The sequence below is a fragment of the Skermanella stibiiresistens SB22 genome (genome assembly GCF_000576635.1).
Lineage (GTDB): Bacteria > Pseudomonadota > Alphaproteobacteria > Azospirillales > Azospirillaceae > Skermanella > Skermanella stibiiresistens.
On the sequence record NZ_AVFL01000033.1, the window covers coordinates 1 to 24,130 of the forward strand.

General features: G+C 63.5%; 16 protein-coding genes and 1 pseudogene. 6 read left to right on the forward strand and 11 right to left on the reverse strand.

The genetic code is table 11. The features are described from left to right. Positions 1 to 558: 558 nt before the first annotated feature. From katG to N825_RS41080, 6 genes are all read left to right on the forward strand, one after another. The gene (gene katG, locus N825_RS29345) at positions 559 to 2,757 is read left to right on the forward strand and encodes a catalase/peroxidase HPI (protein WP_037459796.1); all 2,199 of its coding nucleotides are present in this window, start codon (positions 559 to 561) and stop codon (positions 2,755 to 2,757) included. 618 nt (positions 2,758 to 3,375) lie between these two features. Beyond that, positions 3,376 to 3,642 (forward strand): hypothetical protein, encoded by a 267-nt coding sequence (locus N825_RS39285; RefSeq protein WP_157619619.1) that lies wholly within the window; start codon positions 3,376 to 3,378, stop codon positions 3,640 to 3,642. Positions 3,643 to 3,912: 270 nt separating this feature from the next. Beyond that, positions 3,913 to 4,626 (forward strand): IS6 family transposase, encoded by a 714-nt coding sequence (locus N825_RS29355; protein WP_037459744.1) that lies wholly within the window; start codon positions 3,913 to 3,915, stop codon positions 4,624 to 4,626. Positions 4,627 to 4,821: 195 nt separating this feature from the next. Next, positions 4,822 to 5,820 carry a LysR family transcriptional regulator gene (locus N825_RS29360; protein WP_245613268.1) on the forward strand — a complete coding sequence of 333 codons (999 nt, stop codon included), beginning with the start codon at positions 4,822 to 4,824 and terminating at the stop codon, positions 5,818 to 5,820. Positions 5,821 to 6,088: 268 nt separating this feature from the next. After that, entirely contained in the window at positions 6,089 to 6,694 is a 606-nt protein-coding gene (locus tag N825_RS29365; RefSeq protein ID WP_037459746.1) for a flavodoxin family protein, read from the forward strand. Positions 6,695 to 6,940: 246 nt separating this feature from the next. Continuing rightward, positions 6,941 to 7,354, forward strand: a complete 414-nt coding sequence (locus N825_RS41080) for a transposase (protein WP_051513495.1) — start codon at positions 6,941 to 6,943, stop codon at positions 7,352 to 7,354. A gap of 126 nt (positions 7,355 to 7,480) precedes the next feature. On the opposite strand, the pseudogene N825_RS29375 reads toward N825_RS41080, so the two are convergent. From N825_RS29375 to N825_RS29425, 11 genes and pseudogenes are all read right to left on the reverse strand, one after another. Further along, positions 7,481 to 8,173, reverse strand: a pseudogene (locus tag N825_RS29375) (IS6 family transposase). Positions 8,174 to 9,200: 1,027 nt separating this feature from the next. After that, the gene (locus N825_RS29380) at positions 9,201 to 13,514 is read right to left on the reverse strand and encodes a translocation/assembly module TamB domain-containing protein (RefSeq protein ID WP_084165169.1); all 4,314 of its coding nucleotides are present in this window, start codon (positions 13,512 to 13,514) and stop codon (positions 9,201 to 9,203) included. A gap of 69 nt (positions 13,515 to 13,583) precedes the next feature. Next, positions 13,584 to 14,381 carry an MlaA family lipoprotein gene (locus N825_RS29385; protein WP_037459749.1) on the reverse strand — a complete coding sequence of 266 codons (798 nt, stop codon included), beginning with the start codon at positions 14,379 to 14,381 and terminating at the stop codon, positions 13,584 to 13,586. A gap of 8 nt (positions 14,382 to 14,389) precedes the next feature. Then, complete coding sequence (locus N825_RS29390; RefSeq protein WP_051513497.1) at positions 14,390 to 15,733, reverse strand: alpha/beta fold hydrolase family protein; 1,344 nt, start codon at positions 15,731 to 15,733, stop codon at positions 14,390 to 14,392. Then, entirely contained in the window at positions 15,730 to 16,269 is a 540-nt protein-coding gene (locus N825_RS29395) for a hypothetical protein (protein WP_051513499.1), read from the reverse strand. The genes N825_RS29390 and N825_RS29395 overlap by 4 nt, the downstream gene beginning before the upstream one ends. Before the next feature lie 29 nt (positions 16,270 to 16,298). Next, the gene (locus N825_RS29400; protein WP_037459751.1) at positions 16,299 to 19,352 is read right to left on the reverse strand and encodes an efflux RND transporter permease subunit; all 3,054 of its coding nucleotides are present in this window, start codon (positions 19,350 to 19,352) and stop codon (positions 16,299 to 16,301) included. Beyond that, positions 19,349 to 20,452 (reverse strand): efflux RND transporter periplasmic adaptor subunit, encoded by a 1,104-nt coding sequence (locus tag N825_RS29405; RefSeq protein WP_051513501.1) that lies wholly within the window; start codon positions 20,450 to 20,452, stop codon positions 19,349 to 19,351. Before N825_RS29405 ends, N825_RS29400 begins: the two co-directional genes overlap by 4 nt. 135 nt (positions 20,453 to 20,587) lie before the next feature. Then, entirely contained in the window at positions 20,588 to 21,847 is a 1,260-nt protein-coding gene (locus tag N825_RS29410) for a patatin-like phospholipase family protein (protein ID WP_037459753.1), read from the reverse strand. A 103-nt stretch (positions 21,848 to 21,950) separates the two neighbouring features. Then, positions 21,951 to 22,529, reverse strand: coding sequence for a hypothetical protein (locus N825_RS37120; RefSeq protein ID WP_211098425.1), 579 nt, complete (start codon positions 22,527 to 22,529; stop codon positions 21,951 to 21,953). A gap of 287 nt (positions 22,530 to 22,816) precedes the next feature. Then, a complete protein-coding gene (locus N825_RS39290; protein ID WP_051513504.1) occupies positions 22,817 to 23,224 on the reverse strand; it encodes a glycine zipper 2TM domain-containing protein in 408 nt (135 codons plus the stop codon). Continuing rightward, positions 23,221 to 23,703: an EF-hand domain-containing protein gene (locus tag N825_RS29425; protein WP_084165171.1), complete on the reverse strand. Its 483-nt coding sequence runs from the start codon at positions 23,701 to 23,703 to the stop codon at positions 23,221 to 23,223. Before N825_RS29425 ends, N825_RS39290 begins: the two co-directional genes overlap by 4 nt. Positions 23,704 to 24,130: the final 427 nt, after the last annotated feature.

The window sequence follows — 24,130 nt, forward strand, 5'->3', positions numbered from 1 at the left end:
TGCGCGGCGCGGCTTTCCAGGCGGCGATCGACTCATCGGTGAACCACACGGCCAGACTGCCCCGCTACCGCGGCGCCTCGTCATAATCGGCCCAGTTCGTCACGCGTCGCTTCGGTCGCGGAATGTGGTGGCGACGGGCAGCGTTGGCTTTATGCGGCATGAAGACGGGGTCCGGAGCATCGAAGCAGGCCGTCCCTTACGCGATCCCGCATATCCCTGCAACACGCCAGCGCCGGGTCATGGCGAGGAGAAACCTTCGGCAAACCTGGCGCGTTTCACAAACGAAGGACGTTGCCATGGTGGCGTGACCAAAGCCAAATGACCTCCGATACATCCGGCCCGGTTCAACCGGCGACATCCGAAACTTCTTGACACCCTGTTTTTGGAATCGTTCTAATCTATCTTGTCAGATGGGGAGCGGGCCGGAGCGGAATTGATGGCGCGCCCATCATGGCCGGCGCTCCGGAACCGCGTCCGATCGGGGCACGAAGCCGGCATGATCATGCCGAGACGAGAGTTTTCGCCACAAGGAAACCATAAGGGAAGAAGGAGGAAATGATGGACACGAGACTCGAAGAAGGCGCGGACAAGTGCCCGTTTACCGGCGGAAGCCGCGTTCGCAGGAACCGCGAGTGGTGGCCGGAAGCCCTCGATATTGAGATGCTCCATCGGAACTCATCCCTGTCCGACCCGATGGACAGGGATTTTGACTACGCGAAGGAGTTCCAGTCCCTCGACCTTGATGCGGTGATCAAGGACCTGCATGCCCTGATGACCGATTCGAAGCACTGGTGGCCCGCGGATTTCGGGCATTATGGCGGGCTCATGATCCGCATGGCTTGGCACAGCGCGGGCACCTACCGCATCACCGACGGCCGCGGCGGCGCCGGCTCCGGCCAGCAGCGCTTCGCGCCGCTCAATTCCTGGCCGGACAACGCGAACCTTGACAAGGCGCGCCGCCTGCTCTGGCCGATCAAGCAAAAATACGGGCGCAAGATCTCCTGGGCGGACCTGATGGTCCTGGCCGGCAACGTCGCGCTCGAATCGATGGACTTCAGGACCTTCGGGTTCGCCGGCGGCCGCGTGGACGTGTGGGAGCCCGAAGAGCTCTTCTGGGGTCCCGAGGGAACCTGGCTCGGCGACGAGCGTTACAGCGGCGAGCGCCAGCTCTCCGAGCCGCTCGGCGCGGTGCAGATGGGCCTGATCTACGTCAACCCGGAAGGGCCCAACGGCAAGCCCGACCCGGTCGCGGCGGCCAAGGACATCCGCGAGACGTTCTACCGAATGGCCATGAACGACGAGGAGACCGTGGCGCTGATCGCCGGCGGCCACACCTTCGGCAAGACGCACGGCGCGGGCGACCCGTCCTTCATGGGTCCGGAACCGGAAGCCGGCGCGCTGGAGGATCAGGGCCTAGGCTGGAAGAGCAAACACGGCACGGGCTATGGGGCCGACGCCATCACCGGCGGCCCGGAAGTGATCTGGACGCAGACGCCCACGAAGTGGAGCAATTACTACTTCGAGAACCTTTTCAAGTACGAGTGGGAGCTGACCAAGAGCCCGGCCGGCGCGTGGCAGTGGCGGGCGAAGGACACCGAGCCCTCGATCCCGGACCCCTTCGACGGGTCGAAGAAGCGCCTGCCGACCATGTTGACGACCGACCTGTCGATGCGCTTCGACCCGATCTACGAGAAGATCTCCCGCCGGTTCCACGAGAACCCGGACCAGTTCGCGGATGCCTTCGCCCGCGCCTGGTTCAAGCTCACCCATCGTGACATGGGGCCGGTCGCCCGGTACCTCGGCCCGCTCGTGCCGAAGGCAACGCTGATCTGGCAGGACCCGGTCCCGGCTGTCGACCACCCGCTGGTCGATGAAGGCGACGTTGCCGCGCTCAAGGCCAAGGTCCTCGAGTCCGACCTGTCGGTCTCGCAGCTCGTCTCGGCAGCCTGGGCCTCGGCCTCGACCTTCCGCGCCTCCGACAAGCGCGGCGGCGCCAACGGCGCGCGCATCCGCCTCGCCCCGCAGAAGGACTGGGAGGTCAATCACCCGGCGCAGCTCGGAACGGTCCTGCAGACGCTCGAGGGGATCCGGAGCGACTTTAACGCGTCCGCCGACGGCGGCAGGAAGATCTCGCTCGCCGACCTGATCGTTCTCGCCGGTGGCGCCGCTATCGAGAAGGCCGCGAAGGACGCCGGTCTGTCCGTGCAGGTTCCCTTCATGCCGGGGCGTACAGACGCGTCGCAGGAGCAGACCGACATCGACTCCTTCGCGCCGCTCGAACCGCGAGCCGACGGCTTCCGCAACTATCTCCACAGCAAGAAGCAGCAGTTCATGAAGCCCGAGGAGGCGCTGGTGGACCGGGCGGCCCTGCTGCGCCTGTCGGCACCGGAGATGACCGTCCTCGTCGGCGGCCTGCGCGTTCTCGGCGCCAATGCCGGAAACAGCAGGCACGGCGTGTTCACCACCCGACCCGAAGCGCTGACGAACGACTTCTTCGTCAACCTGCTCGACATGGGCACGGAGTGGCAACCCCCCAACGCGGAGGGGGTCTACGAGGGCCTGGACCGCGAGACCAAGTCGCTGAAATGGACTGCAACCCGCGTCGATCTGATCTTCGGGTCGCACTCGCAACTCCGCGCCCTCGCCGAAGTCTATGCCTGCGGCGACTCCAAGGAGAAGTTCGCGAAGGACTTCGTCTCGGCCTGGACCAAGGTGATGAATGCCGACCGCTTCGATCTCGCGCGGGGACTGGAATGATCCCGGAAGCTCCCGACTGAGCCTGACCGCGATCTGACTTGCAACGGACGCAAAGGGCGCTTCAAGTTGACTTGAGGCGCCCTTTGCTGCTCTGGTGCACGGAGGCCATAGAGCGGAGTGCTGCCCTGGTCCCTTGATCATCAGGCGGCTCGGACGGAAACCGGACTTCCGAGGTCGAGCATTCGGTTGAGAACGTTGACGGACTATGGTGCAGAAATCAGCATTAGGGAAAATTTCGCCCCTCCCCGCCGGGATCAGGTGATCCGGCGGCTAATCGGCACGCCAAGGCAGATCATGATGTTGATAACTTTGCAGGCGACCCTCGGCCTGGAGTTGTCACATTAAATTCCGACGGCACCCGCGCCTGAGGCTTTCATTCTCACCTTACACCAGAAAATCGCCTATCCTTGCGTAACAAACTCTTGGAATGACATATCATTGTGCGATCAATTCGCATTTCGAGTTAATGTGACTACGCCCATACGGTAGCATGATGACACGGACGGCCTCCCGCATCTGGCACGTCAGTGCCATGTGAAGGATAGGTCCCGCTTATCAACGCTGGCGATCGCGCAACAGCTGGTGCGACCGGCTGTTATCCCGACAAAGGAGGTCCACATGAACAACAACATACAGGGTGACGATATGCGGGACGGCGATCCCAAGGCCGTATCGTCGCACGCCTGGAGATTGGCTGAACAAGGGCTGCATGAACAGGCTCAAGGCCATGATGCCGAAGCTGATCGGCTCTTGTCGCAGGCGCTTTCGATCGACCCCGGAGCGGTCGATGCTGTGCTTCAGCGGCACGATGCCGCGCGCGCTCCCGATGCGCGGGATCAGGCGACATCCAACCGGGATGTGGATCGCATGCCACCGCGCTCCTAATCGTGATTCGGAGGAACGGCAAATTGCCCTCGGCGGCACCGTCAACTTGAGCGCCGGGGCTCGCGAAGGCGGGTGGCTGGCGGGCATGGGACGGAGTTGACGACGATCCCTGCTACTTCCCACGTCGGCTACCAGTTCCCTGCCGAATTGATCACCTATGCGGTCCGCCTTTATCTTCGTCTTCCGCTGAGCTTGCGTATCGTCGAGGGGCACCGTCAAGTTGGCGGCGGACGAGCTGGCGGGATCGGTCGTGGCAGGTTATAGATCACCATGACGACGCCTCGTGATCGCCGCTATGCCGGCTACCGCTTCCCCGCCGAGGTCATCGCGATGGCGGTGTGGCTCTACTTCCGGTTCCCCTTGAGCCTGCGGAAAGTGGAGGAGATGCTGGCGGCCCGCGGCATCACCGTCAGCCACGAAGCGGTGCGGCAGTGGACCCTTAAGTTCGGCCGCGGCATCGCGGATCAGTTGCGCTGGCGGGCCCCGCGCCGAGGCGACAAGTGGCACCTCGACGAGGTTGTCCTGACTATTGCCGGCAAGAGGCACTACCTGTGGCGGGCGGTCGACCGGGACGGCTTCGTGCTTGACGTGCTCGTCCAGAGCCGGCGCGACGCCAAAGCGGCCAAGCGCTTGCTGCGCAAGCTGCTGAAGAAGCAGGGCTGGGCGCCCCGTGTGATGGTAACCGATAAGCTGAAGTCTTACGCCGCAGCCAAGCGGGACGTCATGCCGGGGGTGGAGCACCGGCAGCACAAGGTGATCAACAACCGGGCCGAGAATTCGCACCAGCCGACCCGACGACGCGAGCGGCGGATGAAGCGCTTCAAATCAGCCCGTCAGGTCCAGCGATTCCTGTCCATCCACGACCCGATCAACAACCTCTTCCACCTCCGCCGCGACCACCGCACAGCCTCCGACTACCGCACCGCCCGAGCCCAAGCCTTCGCCGTCTGGGTCGAGGTCGCCGGCGCGCCACTGGCCGCATAATCACTGGCCAGATGCACGCCTACATCCGCACGCTGCCCCACCGAGGTCAGGCGCCAATCAAGTTGACGGTGCCTTTGGCGCCCAGCAAACTTGCTCACACTCACTGTCCTTCTATTGGCGCCAGATCCGCAGGGCGGGGCGATTGTTCGGACCTGTCCGGGCCTAGACCAGAGCTCAGTCGTCTCTGGAGTGGATATGCTGTTTCACGATACTGCTATAAAAGAGCGCATAACGAATGGACTGTTTCTCAGAGTAGTGACAATGCACGACTTGGATGCGCTCCAGATTTTTGCTCGGGTCGCCGAGATGGCGAGCTTCACGAAAGCCGCGAAGAGCCTTGGCATTCACAAGGGCCGCGTCTCGACCACGGTACGCCAGCTTGAGGTGGACGTCGGTGCGGCGCTGCTCCATCGGACAACCCGCGCGGTTCAACTGACTGAAGATGGCCGTGCGTTCTACACCCGTGCCCGAGACCTGCTCGCGGACGCCGAAGATCTTCGTTCCATGTTCGCGAGCGAGCACACCTCGCTACGGGGCAGGCTGCGTGTCGATCTACCCACCGAACTTGCGCGCTCGACCCTCATCCCTGCCATCCCGCAATTCATGGCGGCAAATCCAGAACTCGAACTGGAAATATCGAGCACGGACCGGCGCGTTGATCTGGTCCAGGAAGGCTTCGACTGTGTCGTACGAATCGGACCGGTTGTCGATGAGACCTTAATTGCGCGTCCTATAGGCGCGTTGCGAATGGTCAATGCGGCCAGTCCCGCCTACCTCGCCCGGCGCGGCACGCCTCACACGCTCGAAGACCTTGTGAGCCAAGGCCACGCCACCGTTCATTACACGCCGACGCTGGGGTCGAAGCCGTTCGGCTGGGAGTATCCGGACGGGGATGGTTACTCGTCGCTGGCGCTTCCGGGCGCGCTGAGTGTCAACAGCGTCCAAGCTTATCACGCGGCGGGAGTCGCTGGCGTGGGTCTTGTCCAGGCGGGATTGGCGGCAATGTCGCCCTATTTCGAGAGCGGCGAGATGGTGCGAATCTTGCCCGATCTTCCGCCTGAGCCGCTGCAAGTTTGGTTCGTGGTGGCACATCGTCGAAACATGTCGCGGCGGGTGCGCGCCCTCATGTCCTGGATCGAGACGACGATGGCGCCGTACCTGGATGGAAGTTCAAGCCCGCGCGCCTCAATATGATCGCCAAGGAATCACGCCGGCGTGGAAGGACTCCCACCGGCCGGGCGACATGTCGCCAGATGCCCGCTTGAGCGCCATCGTCGCCTTCCAAAACGTCCAGAAGCTATGGCGTAGAGCCGGACGCCAAACTCATTGGTCGAATCAAGAGAAACAATCCGTTCTAATTGAGAGGATTTATACCGCCTTAAGAAAACATTAGATCGGAGCTGAAGATGCCCGATCAGTGAGCCTGTCTCGGGTCGAAACAACAACGCCCCAGGAGGCCGATATGAACACGCCAGCAATCAACACGATCGTCGTCTATCACTCCGGCTATGGCCACACGCGTCGGATGGCCGAAGCCGTCGCCGAGGGCGCTGGCGGAACGCTGCTGGCCATCGATTCGGACGGAGATCTTACGGATGAAGGATGGGCAGCGCTTGATACCGCGGACGCGATCATCTTCGGCGCGCCGACCTACATGGGAGGCCCGAGCTGGCAATTCAAAAAGTTCGCCGACACCTCCTCCAAGCCGTGGTTCGCCGACAAGTGGAAGGACAAGATCTTCGGCGGCTTCACCAACAGCGCCAGCATCAACGGCGATAAGCTCAACACGCTTCAGTACTTCGTGCTCCTCGCCGGGCAGCACGGGGGCCTGTGGGTCAGCCTCGCCATCAAGCCCGCCAATGTGAAGGCCTCTAAGCGCGACGATCCGAACCGGATGGGCTCGTACATCGCGCCGATGGCTCAGTCCGACGCCGACGCCGCTCCGAGTGAAATGTCGGTGGGCGATCTCGAGACCGCCCGCCTCTATGGCGCACGCGTATCGCAAGTCGCCCATCAGTTCGCTGCCGGCTTGAGTCAGCGTGATGCACGGCTGGGCGGGATGGCGTAGGGGGGACCGTTCCTGCCATTCGGATCTCGTTGTCATGCCGCACAAAGTGAATGCTGCCCGCCGCCACCGCATTCCGCGGCCGAAGCGGCGGGTAACGAATTGGGCAGCATACAATGAGGCGCCGCCTCGGCGGGGCAGTCGGACCGTGTGGTTCACGGACGCCGCCTTGCTGCCTAAAAAGCCGCGCCGCGTACCACGCCGGGCGGACACCCGCACTACTCCGATCTCGCGACCACGACAGGTCTGATGTTGCGAGCGGGGTTCCGCTCGGCGCCGCGCCAGACCGAGGGACTGATCGGTTCGATCCCGCGGCTGCTTGGCCTCAACCTGTTGATGTCAAACTTCTCCACCCTCAGCCGGCTAGCCCAGAGCCTGAAGGCGCCGGCGCAGCCCCACGCGACTGGCGGGCCGATCCACTTGATGGTGGACAGTTCCGGGTTGAAACTAGGTGGCCCGGGCGAGTGGTTGGTCGAGAAGTACGACACCAGCAGGCGGCGCTCCTGGCGCAAGCTGCACATCGGCTTTGTGTCAATCGGCTTCGGAATCCGGCTCTTCCGCAATCTTGATGACGCTGGTGGGCAAAACGGCGTGGGAGGCGCACATAACAGGAACACCCCCTTGATCGGATTACAGGCTTGTCCAAGTAAATTCACCCCTTGATTCCCTCTGGCATACTGGCTCAACACGTCGTGCCATCCGCCGACACCGTCATGATCACGACCGCTCCGGAGGGCCTTGTCACGCGAAGTGACCCGACGCGCGGAGGGCCGGGACCCGTCGACTGGTTCAGGCGGCGACCGCGGCATTCCCCTCGGCCATGGCCCGCGCCCGGAAGGCGCGCGAGGTTCGGCGGGAAATCAGATGGCGCTGGATGTTGAAAGTGTCGTGGGTGGCGGCATGCATGGAGACGAAGCGCTGGGCGGAACCGGGCGACTTGAAGCGCCGCATCTTCCGTTCCCGTCGGCGGAGTGGTTGGTGGGAAACCTCGGCCCGATTGTTCTGGTGGACGCCTCGTTCATGGTCGGCGCTCACGCCGATCTCCTTGAGCGCGACCCCGTGGGAGCGCGGCTTATCGGTCGTGATCCGGGTCGGCGCGAAGCCGTGTTTCCTGAGCGGCTCGCGGATGAGCTTTCGGGCCACGGCCCTGTTCCGTCGCCGCTGGATCAGGACCTCCAGCACCTCGCCCTCATCATCAACCGCCCGTCACAGGTACATCCGCTTGCCGGCAACGCACACCACCATCTCATCGAGATGCCAGCGAGCACTGGGCTCGCACCGCCGTCGCCGGAGGTTCCGCGCGATCGCCGGGCCGAACTTGCCGACCCAGCGTCGGACCGTTTCGTACGAAACATCCAGTCCCCGCTCGGCCAGCAAGTCCTCAACATCCCGGTAGCTCAGCGTGAACCGAGGATAAAGCCATACGGCATGCCGAATGACGGTCGGCGGGAACTTATGACGGGCGTATGAGATCCGCTGCATCCAGGTAGGTTATCGTCGTCGCTGATGGAGCGCCACGGTTTCCGTGACAGTGCCCATAGGCGGCCTGGGTGACGATGTTGCGCTCACCAACACCTTTTCCCTGCCCTTTTCTCATCATCACCAGAGTCTCTCAACCAACCAGGGTGCGCCACGCGGACCGAAAATCCTTGAAGGCCAAGCCCGTGCGGACCAGCCATTTTATTCGCTGGTGATCTTGTTCCACGATGTTGTTCAGATACTTGACTTAGCGCAGGCTGTAGAAACGCCAAAGCCGCTTGTCCTTCTTCATGTTGGCGACCGCCTTCGGATAGGCGGCGTTGCTGTCAATCGTGATGGTGAGCGGGTCAACCGTGTTTGGCCGGGTCAGCGCCCCTGCGAAATAAGAGCTTGGCGGAAGCAGTGTCGCGCCGAGCGCTTAGCCGGAAGTCGATGGTCCGGCCGTCGACCAACACGCAGCGGTCCCGAAGCATCAGTTCAAGATCGCGATACGAGAGCGGGGACCGTGGATACCAGCGTATCGCCCACAGGATCACTCCCACCTTGAACTGCAGGCTCTTGACGGGTTATTCCGACTCAGCAGGCCTTGGTCGTTTCCCTCGCCCCAAAGCACGCCCTTCTATCCAATCCACTGACCCGCGAAAAGCTGCAACAGAGCCGGCAGGCCGGCGGGATTCGAGGCGGAGACCCCGGCCGGATTGCGGTGATCGAGGCGGCGGCGTGGAGTTGTGTTGAGCCGCTCGGCAACCTTCGCCAGCGCGGCCGATGGGCGTTCCCCGGCCGCGCTCGCGAGGGGCAGGTGCCGCCGGATGCGTCCGTTGGCATGCTCCGCACCACCTTTCTGCCAGTGACTGCGAGGATCGCAGAAGTGGCATTTTGCGACGTGCGCCAAGCGGCGAACTCGGCGTCGCGATCGAAGGTCACAGGTGCCCAGTGCCATGATGCTCCAGCCGGCTGAGGCGGGCGGCTTCGTTCCTGGTTGTCGAGCGGTCCTTCGGCGGACCGGCATGCCGGGGGGCGTGGCATTCCCTTAGTATTCCCACTCGTACAGCACCGTGATATTGCCGCCCGAGTTGGTTCCGACATCGGTGCGGATCCTCACGTTCCGGGTCAGGTTGATCTCCACCACGGCGCGGCTGCCCGCCTCGCCGACGCGCTGTTCGGCGCCGACATAGACGTCGCGCATTATGTAGCGGCCGGCGGCGACCGCGGTACCCGATACGCCGTCGCCCTGGTTGTCGGCCACCAGCCTGAGCCGGTCGAGGCTCAGCGATCTGCGCATCTGGCTGAAGATACCGGGTGTGCCGCCGCCAATGCCCCCGATCCCGGTAAGACGGCTGATCGACTGGGCGATCAGGACGGCCTCGACCGCGTTCAGGTTGCCGAGCGGCTTGTTGAACAGGACGCGCGCAAGGATCTCGTCCTCCGGCAGTTCCGGCGTCGAGGTCAGCGTGATCCGGGGAGCGGAAGCCCTGCCCGTCAAGCCGACCCTCGCCGTGACGTCGGCGGCCCGTGCCTGGGCGCTGATGTCCAGCATCGGATCGACGCCGACGCCGTCGGCGAAATCGATATTGGCCTGGATGAACTCGAACCACAGGGTCAGCAGTTCGAGCGAGCCGTTGACCAGCCTCAGCCCGCCGCCGAGGTCCGGCTTGGCCGCCATGCCGCCGACCGTCACGTCGGACGACAGTTCGACTGCCAGCCCCCGGCCGCGCACGAAGATCTGGTTCCGCGCCTTGACGGCCAGGTCGAGCCGGAGCTGGAACGGCGACGTCCCGACCCCAGCCGGCTCCACCGGGGCCGGGTCGCCACCCGGCCGGTTGATTTCCTTTACCTGGATCTCGACCACGCTGGACGGCATCCGCTCCGGTATCCGGATGTCGGCGCGTACGATAGTGACCAGCCCTTGCAGCAGGGGACTGGCAAGTGGCCCGGTCAGGCTCAGCAGCGTGTCGATCTGCGCCGTGACGAGGTCGATCCGAACGAGTTGGGCGTTGCTGGCGCCGACGCTGATGTCGAAGGCTTGGGCATCGGCCGGATCGACGTTCACCGAGCCGGAGACCTTGACGGTACCGCCGTCCGGGGTTTGTCCATCGAAACGGCTGATGGTCAGGCGCGTGCCATCGCCGCGCACCCGCATGGTGATCCCGCTGATCACCATGCCCGCCGCTTGGTTCTCGTACCGTCCGTTGGCGATCCGGGCATCGCCGCCGAGCTGCGGATCGCCCAGCGAACCGCCGAGGGTAAGATCGACGTCGAGCCGCCCCTGCGCTTGGTCGCCTGATGTGGCTAGCAGGTCGTTCAAGGTCACAAGCTCGACATCGCCGCTAAGAGCGGCGCTGATCGGGGCGTTCCGTGGCAGGTCCAGGGTAAGCGGCTCCTGGCGTAGCACCAGCGGGACATCGGCCTGAAGCTTCATGTCGATGCCGCCGCGCTTGCGCGTCCTGGCGTTGCCGTCCAGAGCCAGCCTGCCGTTCCGCCAGCGGCCCGTGGTGTCGATGTCGATCCCGCTCAGGCCGGCGGCTTCGCCGCCTTCCAGCGACATGTCGGTGATCTTCAGGTCCAGGTCGGCGCGTGGGTCGGCGATGGTGCCGGTGAAGGTTGCTTTGCCGTCCAATTGCCCACCCAACTCCAGGTCGGGGGTCGCCAGGGACAACAGGGACAACGGTGCCCGCGTCAGGATCACCGTGCCTTCGAGAGCATCGCGGACGAGACCCGCATCAAGGGCGATGCGGCCTTTGCGGCTGGCGAGAAGCAGGTTGCGCACCTCGTAGCGGTTCGGGCCGATGGCCGCGGTGGCGGGGTTGACCAGCCGGAACGGCTGGGCGCCATAGGCGCCGTCCAGCTTGTCGATCCGGAGCTTCCGGAGCGCGCCTTCCTGACCGAAGCTCCCGGAGAGAGCCATCCGCGCCGGTTGGGCCGGAAACCCGGCTTTCCCCTTCGTCTGCGCCTGGAACCGCGCCTTGGCGGGCGTGCCGGAAGCGGATGCCGTAAGCGTCGCCAGATCGGCGCCGCCGGCGGTGACGCCGGAGCTATCAAGCTGGGCGTTGAACCGCATCGCTCCCAGCACGTCCTTGACGTCGGCGTCGAGGTTCAGCCGCTTGACGGTCAGGACGGGACCCTGCGGCCCGGCAATGGAGATGTTCCGGCCCCGTACCATGGCGGTCGCGGCCTGCAGTCCCCTGGGGTCGTCCAGCTTGACGTCAAGCCGCCCGTTACCGCCCAGGGTCTGGCCGGCCAAGGCGGAGAAGACTCCGAGGTCGCGCATGTCGCCGCCCAGTTTCCCCGAAGCGGTCATGCGGTCCAGCGCCACGCGGATAGCACCCATGATGCGGTTCTGCTCCATCCCCAGCGAGATGTCGGTCAGGTTCAGCCTTTCTCCCTCCAGCGCGAAAGCCGTCCGGGCGTCGAACGGCTGTTTGTCAACGACGGCCTGGGCCGTCAGGGTGCCGCGCGGCGAACCCGGCAGATGGGTTGCCCGGACCGCCAGATCGGCGCGGGGCACGGTGCGGCTGGACAGGAGCAGGTCGCGGGCGGCGAGATCGGCCCGAACTTCCAGCGCGTCGAGCGGGCCAAAGGCGGCGCCGTCCAGCACGGTCGAGCCCGCTATCGGGGTTTGCAGTGGCCCGGCCAGGACGGCGAGGCGCGGTAGGCTGGCGCGCCACTTGGCATTGAGGGTGTTCTCCTTGAGGGTGCCGGATACCGTCAGTGCCATGTGCTGCCCGTCGATCTTCAGGTTGGACAGATCTACTGATCCATCTGTGCCGACGGTGACCAGTCCAACGAGATCCATCTTGCCGCCGGCCAGTGCGTCGGCCGGCGGCGTGCCGGTCCGCAAATCGATCACATCGCCGGACAGGTCGGCTCGAACCAGCATCGCCCCGTTGCCGCCGCTGAGATCGGCGTTGAGCCTTGCGGCGCCTTCGAGCGGGACGCCGGCCACGCCGGCGAGGCGGGAAAGGTCCGGTACGTCGAGGGACGCCTGCACGTTGACCGCCCTGTCCCATTCGTGGATGAGGGCGGTAGCCGTGACGGCTCCGGCTGTGGCGTCCGCTCTCAGGCCAAGAACGCGGATTTCGCCGGTACCGGGCGTGATCACGGCATTGCCGACGATCTTGACCTCGGGACCAGCCACCTGCGCCAGTCGTGGGTCGCCGGCCATGGCCGGGTTGGTCAGGCCGCCATTCAGCGCTACGGCTATGGTCGAGCCGGCCTGATCGAGCAGGCCGGCAACTTCCCCCGACAGGCGGATGGTATCCCAGCTCAGGCCGGGCGCCAGAGCCCGCAGGGAAGAGTCGGGACCCGCTTCCACCCCGTAGTCGAAATCCAGTTCCCGCAGGTCGAACCGGTAGGCACCGGAAAGGTTCAGGGTTCCGGCAGCCATCGTCACTCGGGCGGGGGTCAGGGCGATCTGGCGGTTCGGGTCGATCGCGGCCTCGGCCTGGAACTCCACGCTGTCGCCGACGATCTGGGCAGCCTGCGGATCGAGCATCCGGGAGAAGGCGGCATCGCCACGGATCGTCAATCCACAGCCCTGGCCGCCTTCGGCGGTCGCGATGCCTCGGATATTGGCGTCGGCTCCTATTTGGGCAACGTCGCCGGCATGGCCGTCAAGTCGTCCGTCCCAGTCGGAGAGCGGCCCGGAACCGCGCAAGGCGACGTTGACCGGCGGCAGCCCTGGGATGCCGGCGACCCTGGCGATCAGGCCGCCTTCCGGTTCCTCAACGATCACATCGAGGTCGAGTTGTTCGGTGGTCGGCGCATAGTCCATCTCCAGCTTGGCTCTACCCTGCTTGTCCAACCGGTCGATCCTGAAGTTTGCCGTGACGCCATGCCCGGCGCGTCCCAGCTTGGCGCTGCCGTCGATCGTCAGGCTGACGGCTTCGTCGTCGAGCACGGAGGCTCCCAGATCGAGCTTCCCGACCGAGAAGCGTTGGAGGTCGAGACCCACCGGCATGTCGGGCAATCGCGGCAGGGTGAAGGGTTCATCACTGGGCGAAGTTTCCGGTAGGCGCTCCAGCGTCATGCGGTCGAGGTCGAGGCCGCGGATCCGGAACTCGCGGCGGAACAGGGCGCTCGGTTCCCAATACAGCTTCGCCTGATCGACGTTCAGCCAGACGCCCTTGTCGTCGGCGATGGCAAGGTCACGGATGGCGACATCGAGGCTCCAGCTTGAACCGAGACTGCCGATCGTTACGACGCGGCCAGGGCCGCTCAGCAAGTCCTGGATCTGACGGGTGACCCAGCCGGGCTCGCTCTCCCCGGATCTCTCCTGGAAAACCACGGGGCTCGATGCGCCCACGATCAGCAGTGCCGCAGTCCACCAGCGAAACCGACCTTTCATAAAACTTCGCCTCAGCTTGCATTCTTCCGAGACATCGTCATCAGATCGTTTGGACCGACACGCCCTCGCTCACTCGGGAAACTCGGGAAGCGGAGACGGGCTGTTGATCTCGATTTTCCGCGCGACCGTCGCCGCATACCGGACCAGTTCGTACTCGAAAGGCGACCCCGTCGAATGATAGCGGAAAGGGATCCGATAGCGGGCGTCGGTCGGCTGCAACCCGGTCGGAGCGTAGTCATAGACGGTCTTGTCCAGGATCGAACTGGGAATGGCGAAAGAGAGCGTCGCCCAATCCACCGCTGTTCCGACCGCGTCGCGCATGTTGGAAGGACCAAGGGCGGGCAGCACGAGGTAGGGTCCGGTGTCCGCGCCCCAGACGGCCAGCGTCTGGCCGAAATCGGCGATCTGCCGGGGGATGCCGAGTTCGGTGGCGACGTCGAACAGGCCGAAGAGCCCGAAGGTCGAATTGATCATGAATCGGCCCAGCGTCGGGGTCGCCTTGCTCGGGCTCGCCTGAAGCACCGAATTGGTGAAGATGCTGATCTCGCCCAGGTTCAGGAAGAACGACGTTACCCTGCGGCGTAGGAAGCTGGGGACGGCGAACTGGTAGGCATCGACAACCGGAACGAGGACGTACTGGTCGAGTTGGGCGTTGAACTTGTAAACGCGGCGGTTGGCGCCCTCCAGGGGGTCGGAAACGAGCAGGACGTCGCGAGCCTGGGCGGGATCCGTTGATACCGTGTCCAGGCTCCTGCGGGGGGGCTCATACTGTCCGGTCCCGGATGAACCGGAGCATCCGCCGGTCGCCAGCAGAAGGACCAGGGAAATCGGAACCAGGGGATTTGGCCCGGCGAAGCGCGGAAGCATATGGCGCCTCATCGAGTGAAATAGTCGGTTATGAAGGCGGTCACGGCGCGGTGCTGGAGGTTTCCCATATGGCCCCCGTTGGGAAAAATCCGGGTGCGCGGGCCGAACAGCCGAAGAAGTTCGTCCAGGTCGCCCGGCGCCAGGATGATGTCGTCCTGGTTCGTAATCAGCCAGATCCTGTCCTGGTGCGACAGCCACTCCCCGATGGTGGCGAGGCTTGTCCCGTCGAGCAGATCCCGCCGTGAGCGTCCTGGTTTCCTAGGCAAATAATTCTCCGCCAGCATGTCGTCGAAGTAGTCGAGCAAGCTCGTTCGAAGCGCCACGGCCAGATAGTCCGACATGGGCGTCTTGGACAGGAACGGGCGGTTCCGGGGGAAAATGTACCCGGCCTGCGTCATCACGTCGGAGGTGAGAACAAGGTTGGCGGCGGCCAGCCGGAAAGCGAGCCCGATCACGGCGGCGAGCTGGTCCTCGGTGGGGCGCATCCGCTGGTAAGCCGCGACCATGAAATCCGGATCCTGGAAATTCAGCGCGTCGGCGCTCGGATATGCCGCCAGACGGGCGAGCGCCCGGTTCAGGAAAGCGTCCAACCCATAGATCCCGTCGGGCAGGCCACGCTCCAGCATGGCGTCGATCTCCTTCACGGAATGGTAGACGCTGAGGGGAGGATTGATCAGGAGGACCCGTTCGAATCCGAAGCCGGATCTTTCGACGCTTTGCCTCGGGTGGCCGGCCTGTTCTTCATCCAGCTTCGCGACATAGGCGGCATTCCACCCGCCCAGGCTGTAGCCGGTCAGATAATATCGGGAAATGCCGACGGATGATTCTCTCAGCCGGTTGTCGACCAGACGCATGACGTTGAGCAAGTCTGCGGCGTCCGATTCCGGATAGCCCGGCAGATGCGTGGCACTGGCGTTGACGATGAAGTTCGCGTGCGTCGGCGACGGAAGGAGGACGACATGCAGGCCGGCCGCATGCAGGGCTTGCCCGAGCATCAGCATGTGGCGGGACTGGTCGTCGGCGCCGGTGCCCGCGATCACGAAGACCAGCGGCGCTTCGCCATCCTGAAGGAGGGTCGAATATTGAAGGCGGTCGTTGTGCCAGAACCCTTCGGGCGCCTCGCCGCCTTCGAAAACCCGGAGGGTCCGCCGATCGATCCTGGCGTCCGCCGGGAGCTGGGCTTGAAACTGCGACGGCGTGCCAAGCACCGTCGCGGTCCACGGATTGTCAAAGGGATAGTCATAGTGTGACGCGGCATCCGATGCGGCTTGGTCCGCTGGCGGGTGCTGGGCGCAGCCGGCCGCGAGGAGCAGGCAAAGTGCCACGGAGAGGATGCCGGCTCGCGAGATCACCGGCGGACGACGACTTCGGCGGCGGCGAGGCGGAGGAAAAGGCGCCGGCGGCGGTCCGGAGGCATCCACTCGTACAGGAACATCTCGAGCGGTTTCCAGATCGAGACCCATCCCAGAATGACGAAACTTTCCTGGACGATCCGCGTGATCGGGCGCGCGGGCAGGTTTTCCGTCACGTGCCAAGCGAGCAGCAGGCACGTGGCGAGCGTCGCGAAGCCAATCAGTCCCGCGCGCCGGCCGGCCCTGAACAACTCGCTGATCTTCTTTGACTCGACTTTCGCGCACCAGTCGAAATGGCTGGTCATGGTAGCGGCGATACTGGCCGCCGAGCGCTCCGCCGCTTCGGCGGCCGGCAGGTGGATGACGATGCGGACAGGCTGCTTCTCCGGCAGTTCCTTTGCCTTCAGGAGGAGATACTCGACCGCTTCCGTCGTGAGGCTGCCTTCGCGGAACGGCGACGGGTCCAGGTCGTTGAAGATCTGCGACAGGCTGCGCAGCCTGATCTCGATGTCGCCGCCGGCTTTTTCGGCCTGCATCGCGTGCTCTCCGATTGCCGTCTCTCCACTCATTGCGGTACCTCCCGGTTTTTCTCCTGGCGGCTGAACCACGTCACATACAGCGTCGGCAGGAAGACGAGCGTCAGCATCGAGGCGACGAGCAGTCCCCCCATGATCGCGAAGGCCATCGATCCCCAGAACACCGTGAAGGCGATCGGGATGAGCCCGAGCACGGTGGAGGCCGCCGTCAGCATGATCGGGCGGAAGCGGGAACTGCTCGCCTCGACCACGGCGTCCGTCACGCTCCGTCCCGACTTCCGCTCCGCCTCGATCTGCTCGATCAGGATCACCGCGTTCTTCGCGATCATGCCAACCAGGGCCAGGATACCCAGGATGGCGACGAAGCCGAGCGGCTGAACGAACAGCAGCAACGCCAGGACGACGCCGATCAGCCCGAGCGGCACCACGCTCAGCACGAGGAACAGGCGCTGGAAGCTCCGGAGTTGGAGCATCAGCACGATCAGCACCAGGAACACCATCAGCGGCACCACCGCGAAGACCGAAGCGCTGCTCTCGGCACTTTCCTCCGCGATGCCGCCGATCTCGATGCTGTAGCCCTTTGGCAAGGTCTCGGACAGCCTTTCAATCTCGGGCGCCAACGCGTCGATGACGGTCTCGGGCAAGGCGCCCCCCGCCACGTCGGCCTGCAATGTCAGCGTCGGCACCCGGTTGCGCCGCCAGACCAGCGGAAAGTCCTGGGCGTATTCGAACGTGGCGAACTGCTTCAGCGGGATGGTCCGCTGGTTCGGCAGCGTTATTTCCAGGGTGCGCAGCGTCTCCACGGAAAGGGTCTGCCCACGGGCCTCGCGGGCCAGCACGTTGATCAGGTAGATCCCGTCGCGAACCTGGGTGACGGTGGTCCCGGATATCGCGGTGTTCAGCACGGTGGCGATGGCCGCCGAACTCAGGCCCAGGCGTCTCGCCTCGTCCTGGTCGATCCGGATGCGCAATTCACGGGCGGTTTCCATCCAGTCGAAATTGATCCGCCGCGTCTCCGGAGCGGTCGCCATGATCTGCGCCAGCTTGAGTGCGATTTCGCGCACCTCGGCGGGATCGGGGCCGCTGACGCGGTACTGGAGCGGCCATCCCACGGGCGGCCCGAGTTCCAGCGGATAGACGCGCCCGACGACCTCCGGAAACTCCTCGGCCAGCAGCTTCTCCAACTTGGGTTGCAGCCGCTCGCGCGCCTCGATGCTTTTGGTGACGATTACCGATTGGCCGATGAACGGGTTGGCCAACTGCACGTTCAGCGGCAGGTAGAAGCGGATGGCGCCCCGCCCGACATAGCTGCTCCAGCGCTCGATGTCGGGTTCCTCGGCAAGGAGCGCATCGAACCGTTCCATCGTGCTCTGCGTGGCATGGATCGACGCGTTCTGCGGCAGCCGGAAATCGACCAGAAGCTCGACGCGATCCGATGGTGGGAAGAACTGCCGGGGAACGAGGCCCAGCAGCAGGACCGAGGCGACGAAGAGGCCGAGCGTGATCGCGATCGTCAGCCAGCGCGCCCGGATCGCGGTGGTCAGCACGCGGCGGTACAGCCGCAGCACGACGCCCGGCTCGGTGCTTTGGGCCGCCTTGGGCGCGCGCAGCAGCATCGTGCCGAGGAGCGGCGCGAAGATCATCGCGACGAGCCAGGAGGCGATCAGCGCCACCCCGACGACTGCGAAGATGGAGAAGGTGTATTCCCCGGCCGAGCTCTGCGCGAAGCCAATGGGAACGAAGCCCGCGATCGTCACGAAGGTGCCGGCCAGCATGGCGAAAGCCAGCGACTTGTAGGCATAGACCGCGGCCACCTCCATCCGGTCGCCGGCCGCCAGCCGCCGAGTCATCGCGTCGATGGTCGTCATGGCATCGTCCACGAGCAAGGCCAGTGCGATGATCAGCGCGCCCAGCGAAACCCGCTGGAGGTCGATGTCGATCAGGTCCATCACCAGGAAGACGATCGCCAGCGTCAGCGGTATCGCGATGGCGACGACGGCGCCGGCGCGGACGCCGAGTGCGATGAAGCTGACGGCCAACACGATGAGGATCGCCTGCCACAGGGAGGTGGTGAAGTCGTTGATCGCCTCATCCACCGTGCTCGCCTGATCGGCCACCAACTCGGCATTGATGCCGAGCGGCAGGTCCGCGACGATGCTCGCCATCTCGGCCGCGATGTTGTCGCCGAGCGCCAGGATGTCGCCGCCGTCGCGCATCGCGATCGCGAGCCCAAGTGCCCGCTCGCCGTTCACCCGGAAGAGCGGCTGCGGCGGGTCGGCATAGTCACGGCGTATTTCGGCCAGATCGCGCAGGCGCAGCAAACGGCCGTCCGCCGTGAAGTTGACGTCGATGATGTCTTGTTCGGATTTGAAGGCCCCCGAAACCTGAAGGGATATCGCTTCCTCGCTGGTGCGCAGCACGCCGGCCGGGCGCACCACGTTCTGCGCCTGAAGCGCCGCGATCAGCGCACTGGGATCGACCCCGAGCCCGGCCAGCGTCTCCGTCGAGAAATCGACGAAGATGCGTTCGTCCTGCTCGCCCAGAATTTCGATCTTCGAAACGTCCGGCACCAGCAGCAGGCGGGAACGGACCTCCTCGACATGGTCGCGTAGTTCGCGGTGGGTAAATCCGTCGGCGGTGAAGCCATAGATGATGCCGAACGTGTCGCCGAAATCATCGTTGAAGCCGGGTCCGACAATGCCAGCGGGGAGGGTATGGCGCATGTCGGCGACCTTCTTGCGCACATCGTACCAGGTGTCGGCCACGGCTTGGCCCTGGGCGTTGCCCACGAGATCCACGAAGATCACGGTGGTGCCGGGGATGGTGTAACTGCGCAGCCTGTCGAGATTGGATATCTCCTGAAGCGTCCGCTCGAGCCGCTCGGTCACTTGCTTGAGCGTCTCGTCCAGCGTGGCGCCCGGCCACTGCGCCTGTACGACCATCGTGCGGATGGTGAAGACGGGGTCCTCCGCCCGGCCCAGCTTCAGGAACGCCATAGCCCCGGCCACGACGATGCCGATCATGAAGAAGATAACCAGGGAGCGGTTTCCGACCGACCATTCCGACAGGTTGAAGCCGCTCACGGTGTCGGCCCCTGCGCGGCGCCGAGGATGCGGACCTGCTGTCCGGGCCGAAGCGCCTGCACGCCTGCGGTGACGACGACGTCGTAAGCCTCCAGCCCTTGCGCCACGACGACCCGTGCCAGATCGTACCGTTCCAGGTCGATGTTGCGCAGCGCCACGGTGCTGGTCGCCCGATCGACGATCCAGACCGCCGGCTGGCGGTTGGATTGCGTCAGGGCCGAAGCGGGGATCTCGATGGCGCCGGCGCCGCCAAGCTGCATCGACCCGACGACGGTGGAGCCGAGCCGCATCGCTTCAGGTGGATCGTTCAGTCCGATCCGGATCTGGAAAGTACGGGTCACGGGATCGGCCTGGGGCGATACCTCGCGCACGCGGCCTGTCGTGCGGACGTTCACGTCCGAGGTCAGCGCCACCGATATCACGGGATCGGCGGGCGCGCTCTGGATCAGCCGGGGCGGCACGTCGAAGACGGCGTCGCGTCCACCCTGACGCGCCAGCTGCACGATCATGCGGCCGGCCGCGACGACCTCGCCGGGTTCGGCACCCCGCGCGGTGACGATACCGGGGCCGTCCGCCACCAGTTCGGTATAGCCAAGCTGGTCCTCCGCTATGTTGAGCTGGGCCTGGGCCGAGTCGAGCTGCGCCTCGGCGGACTTCCGCGCCTCCTGAGCCTCGTCATAGCGGGCGCGGGTGGTCCAGCCCTGGGCGAGCAGGGTTTCCTGCCGGTCGTAATCGTTGCGCACCCTGGTCGCCTGCCCCATGGCGGCGGCAAGATTGGCCCGCGCGGTTTGCAGGGCGTTGCGTGCCGGTTCGGGATCGATCCGCGCGATCACCTGTCCGGCTTCCACCCGGTCGCCGACGTTGACCGGGCGCTCGAGCATCCGCCCGCCGACACGGAACGACAGGCTGACTTCCTCCTGCGCCTGGATCTGCCCCGTCAGCGAGACCGTCTCGCCCGCCTCACGCTTTTCGACCGTCACCACCCGCACGGGACGGATCGCCTCGGCCACGGTTTCTTCGTCCCCCCCGCATGCCGTCAGCAGCATCAGCGATGCGAGCGCCAGCACCACGGGCGCCGGCACCGGCACTGGCTCTGGCATGGTCCCCACGTTCCGCCTCGACGGGCAAATCCAGCTTCGTCTTTGGTTCACGGTCTTCTCCTTTGATACCGATTCCCGGCGAAGACCCAGCGGTTCAAGCCCGGTCCAGGCTGATTCAGATCGGGCGTATTCGGGTCAGGCGGATTCAGGATAGCGGGCGTCGTTCGGATAGCGGTTGAAGCCCGCGCCAAACGCCCGCCAGTCCGCCAACCACTGTTGCGCAACCATTTGACCTTCTTCGCGAAGTCTGGCGAAATGGGCGGGACTGCGGTCGAATTTGGAGGTGTGCTTCAGTCCCCAGGCGGTTTCGGACGTCATCTTGATCGTCCTGACATCGACGATCTTCCGGGTGTTCAGCGGAGGGTGATCGTTGCCGTACTTCCTGATCCACTGGTTGATCGTCATGATGGTGTCCAGTTCCTGGTTCAGGGACAGGTTTCCGGACAGGTCGTTCACCCGATCGTCGATGTCCTCAAGACTGATGTTCGACGAAGGGACGGTGAATTCCTGCGGATTGATGCGGACGATCCAGATTTCATCCGGTTTCTCGTCCGGTGTCTGGGCATCCAGCAGGTCCCGCACGGGCGGATTGCGTGAATACAGGCCATCCCAATAATATCCGGTGCGGGTGATGATCCTGCCATCGTCGCACGTCGGAAACGTCACGTTCCTGATGACCTGCGCCGGCAGAACCTCGGGAAGCGTTCCCGAGGCCGCCACGCCCTCCAGCGAGATCGAGCGACGCATCCGCCATCGGACACTGTCGTACTGATCGATCTCTCGTCCGTCCGGAAGCAGACCCATTTGTTCAAGGGTCTTGTCGCTGTCGAAAATCTCGAAGTTGCCGCTGAGAACTTCGATCGCGCCGACGATAATCCGCAGATCGGATCTGGACAGCCGGGACCAGTCGATTCGGTCAAAGTCTGGACATACCGCTTTCAGAAGAGCCGGATAACCCAGGTACTCGTGGCGGACGCCCATCAGGGACAGGCCGGTTAGACCAAGGCTGGCCTTTGTGTCGTAAGGGTTGGAACCTGGGAAAGGCACCCCCTGCGACTTCCAATGCAGGAGGGCTCCGACCATCTTGTTATGGGCGGCTTCGGCTGGGGTGGTCGCCGCGAAGGTCGTCCAGAGAAAATCCAACCGTTCGATGGCCTTGTCGATGGTTCCGCAGTCCGCATCGGATGTGTTGGGAGCCAAACCGTACCACGCCGCGAGCGCGCATAGCGCGCCAGCCGAGGTGCCGCTGACCGCGATGATCTTGAAGGTGTCGCCATCCTGTGGATTCGCGTCCCAGCGCTTCTTCGTCGCCAGAATTGTTCTCAGCACACCCCAGGTGAACGCGGCATGCGTTCCACCGCCTTGACAGGCAATCGCAACTTTTCGGATGCCCATGAGTTTCCTACTGTCCGCGGATAGGAAAGACCGCTGGAAAGGAGTGGCCGCCCGCATGCCGACCACTCCATATACGACCATGACCCAGGGTTCCGGGTAAGGCCTACTGCATCGAAACCGCGGTGGCGTAAGGCACCTTGACCTTCTTTACGGTCAGATCGATCGGCGCACGCATGGGTGGAGCCACATCGCCTATGTACATGAAGGTTCCCGCTGGCAGGGATGCGCCGGCGGGCAGCGTTGTGCCGGCAGGTAGGCAGGCACCCGGCGGCAGAGACATTCCCGCTGGCAGTTTGGTGCCTCCTGGCAGAAACATGCCGGTTGGCAAGATCGATCCCTTGGGCCAAGTCGTGCCTCCAGCCACCACCTCACCATCCGGCATCATCGCGCCGTTGGGTAGAGTCATGCCCTTCGTGAGCGTGACACCGCTGGTAAGGGCGAAGCCGCTGACCAGACTGATGTCCTCATTGACGTCCATACCGTTGAGCAGACAAATCTCCTTGAACAGTTTGACTCTGTTCTTGAGGTTGACGTCATTCGTCAGCAGTAAGCCGCGGCTCATGCTCACACCGTCGACAGTCATTTCGTCCGCCAAGCTGATACCGGAGAAACTACAAAGACCGACGGCAACCACCATGAGCTTGGTGAAAATTATGGTCTTTCGCCTGGATGATTTGCGCATGACTTCTCCTTTTTTAAAGACACAGATTCGAAAGAGCAGGAACTGCACTGCGCTCAACCGACACATAATGGGAAAGATCAAGGCGTAGGCAGCCTTAGGGCTTCAAATAACTTAAACATGATTGTCTTTATTACATAAGGCTGAATTTGATTGTGATGCGTTGATGAGGCACAACGTTGTCGTATCTCACATTTCAGCCCGAGTTGGTGTTAAGTCCAAACGGCGGGATTATGCCCTCGGTCGGCCATGATCCGCTCCTGCCAACCTCCCGCGACTTTGGGCTAAGTTCACCCATTGCGTTCGCGTTGCCATTGATCGAAAAGGCGCCGCTCCTCGATCTCTCGGCGGACTTCTTCATCCTGCAAGGCACGTTGGCGCTCGAAGTCGAGTTGCCGTCGAGCACTGGCGTCCCGTGAGGCCTCGACCTCCTGTATCCGCCGATTTTCAGCTTGTCGATCCAGGGTCATGTTACCAGCGAGGCCCCCGGCAGCGGCCCCGATCAGCATGCCACTCGTGCTGTTGCCAAAAATTGCCCTGCTGGCGCCGGCGCCCGCGGCGGCGCCGCCTACGGTGCCTATACCGGCCGCCGCGGTTCCGCCGCCGGTGTTCTCGCAGCCAGCCAGCGCCAACCCGATGAGAAGCCCAAGCAAGGTGATCCTCAGTCCAACATGGGACGCGTGATGCGGCTTTCTCATCTTACGGCTCCTTGATCGGCACTCGCGGCATCGACCATTTCTTTGAGGGACAACCCACCGTCACCATCCTTATCGCCGGCGGCGAACGCCCGAGCCTTGTTTCTCATCACCTCAGAGAAGGTCAGAACGCCGTCACCATTGGTGTCTATAAGGGAGAATCTGGCTGGGTCATGTGGTCCAAGCTCACTTCGTGTCAAAGTCCCGCTGCGGTCCTTGTCGAGAGAGCTGAACCCGACCGCCGCGTCCCGTGCGAGTTCGCCCTCGCTGACCACAGCATCGGAATTGGTGTCGGCCGCCTCGAACGCCAAACGCTCGTAACCCATTTCCCCCACTGCGGGAGCGGCGTCCCCTGCCTTTTGGGCATTTGCGGATTTGATTGGTACAGAGAGTAATGTGAGGGCAAAATACAGTAAAATCGCGGCGACTCTGGACCATGTCAGGCGCAGAGCCCATCGTTCTTTTCCATATTCAACAAGCATACTTGCGCCCTTTTTTCTGTTTTACCGCATCTTTGCGGAATTTGGGTCACTGTAACTTATTGTCTCTTCGGAAGTTGGCCTTCAGCACATCATTTTGTAATGATCACGAACTTCGATAACAAAATGCAGTGGCTTGTGGGGCTTTCCGGACGGACACTTGAACTGGGTCGATTTAGCTATTTCTGAAACAAATTACGCCATTGGTAATCAGAACAATAAGCATTCAATGAGGTAGATTTTTCGCTATTTCGAATTCCACTAAATTTCATTTTTAAAAAACATGTCTACAACGTTTTCTATAAATAATACTTTATATTTTTATCTGTCATTCCGATATTTTGGCTCAGTGAAACAATATCATTTCCAATGAAATCATTCCGTGAATTCCTTTACAAAAAGAGTTGTTTATCGGTCAGTATCCAAATAG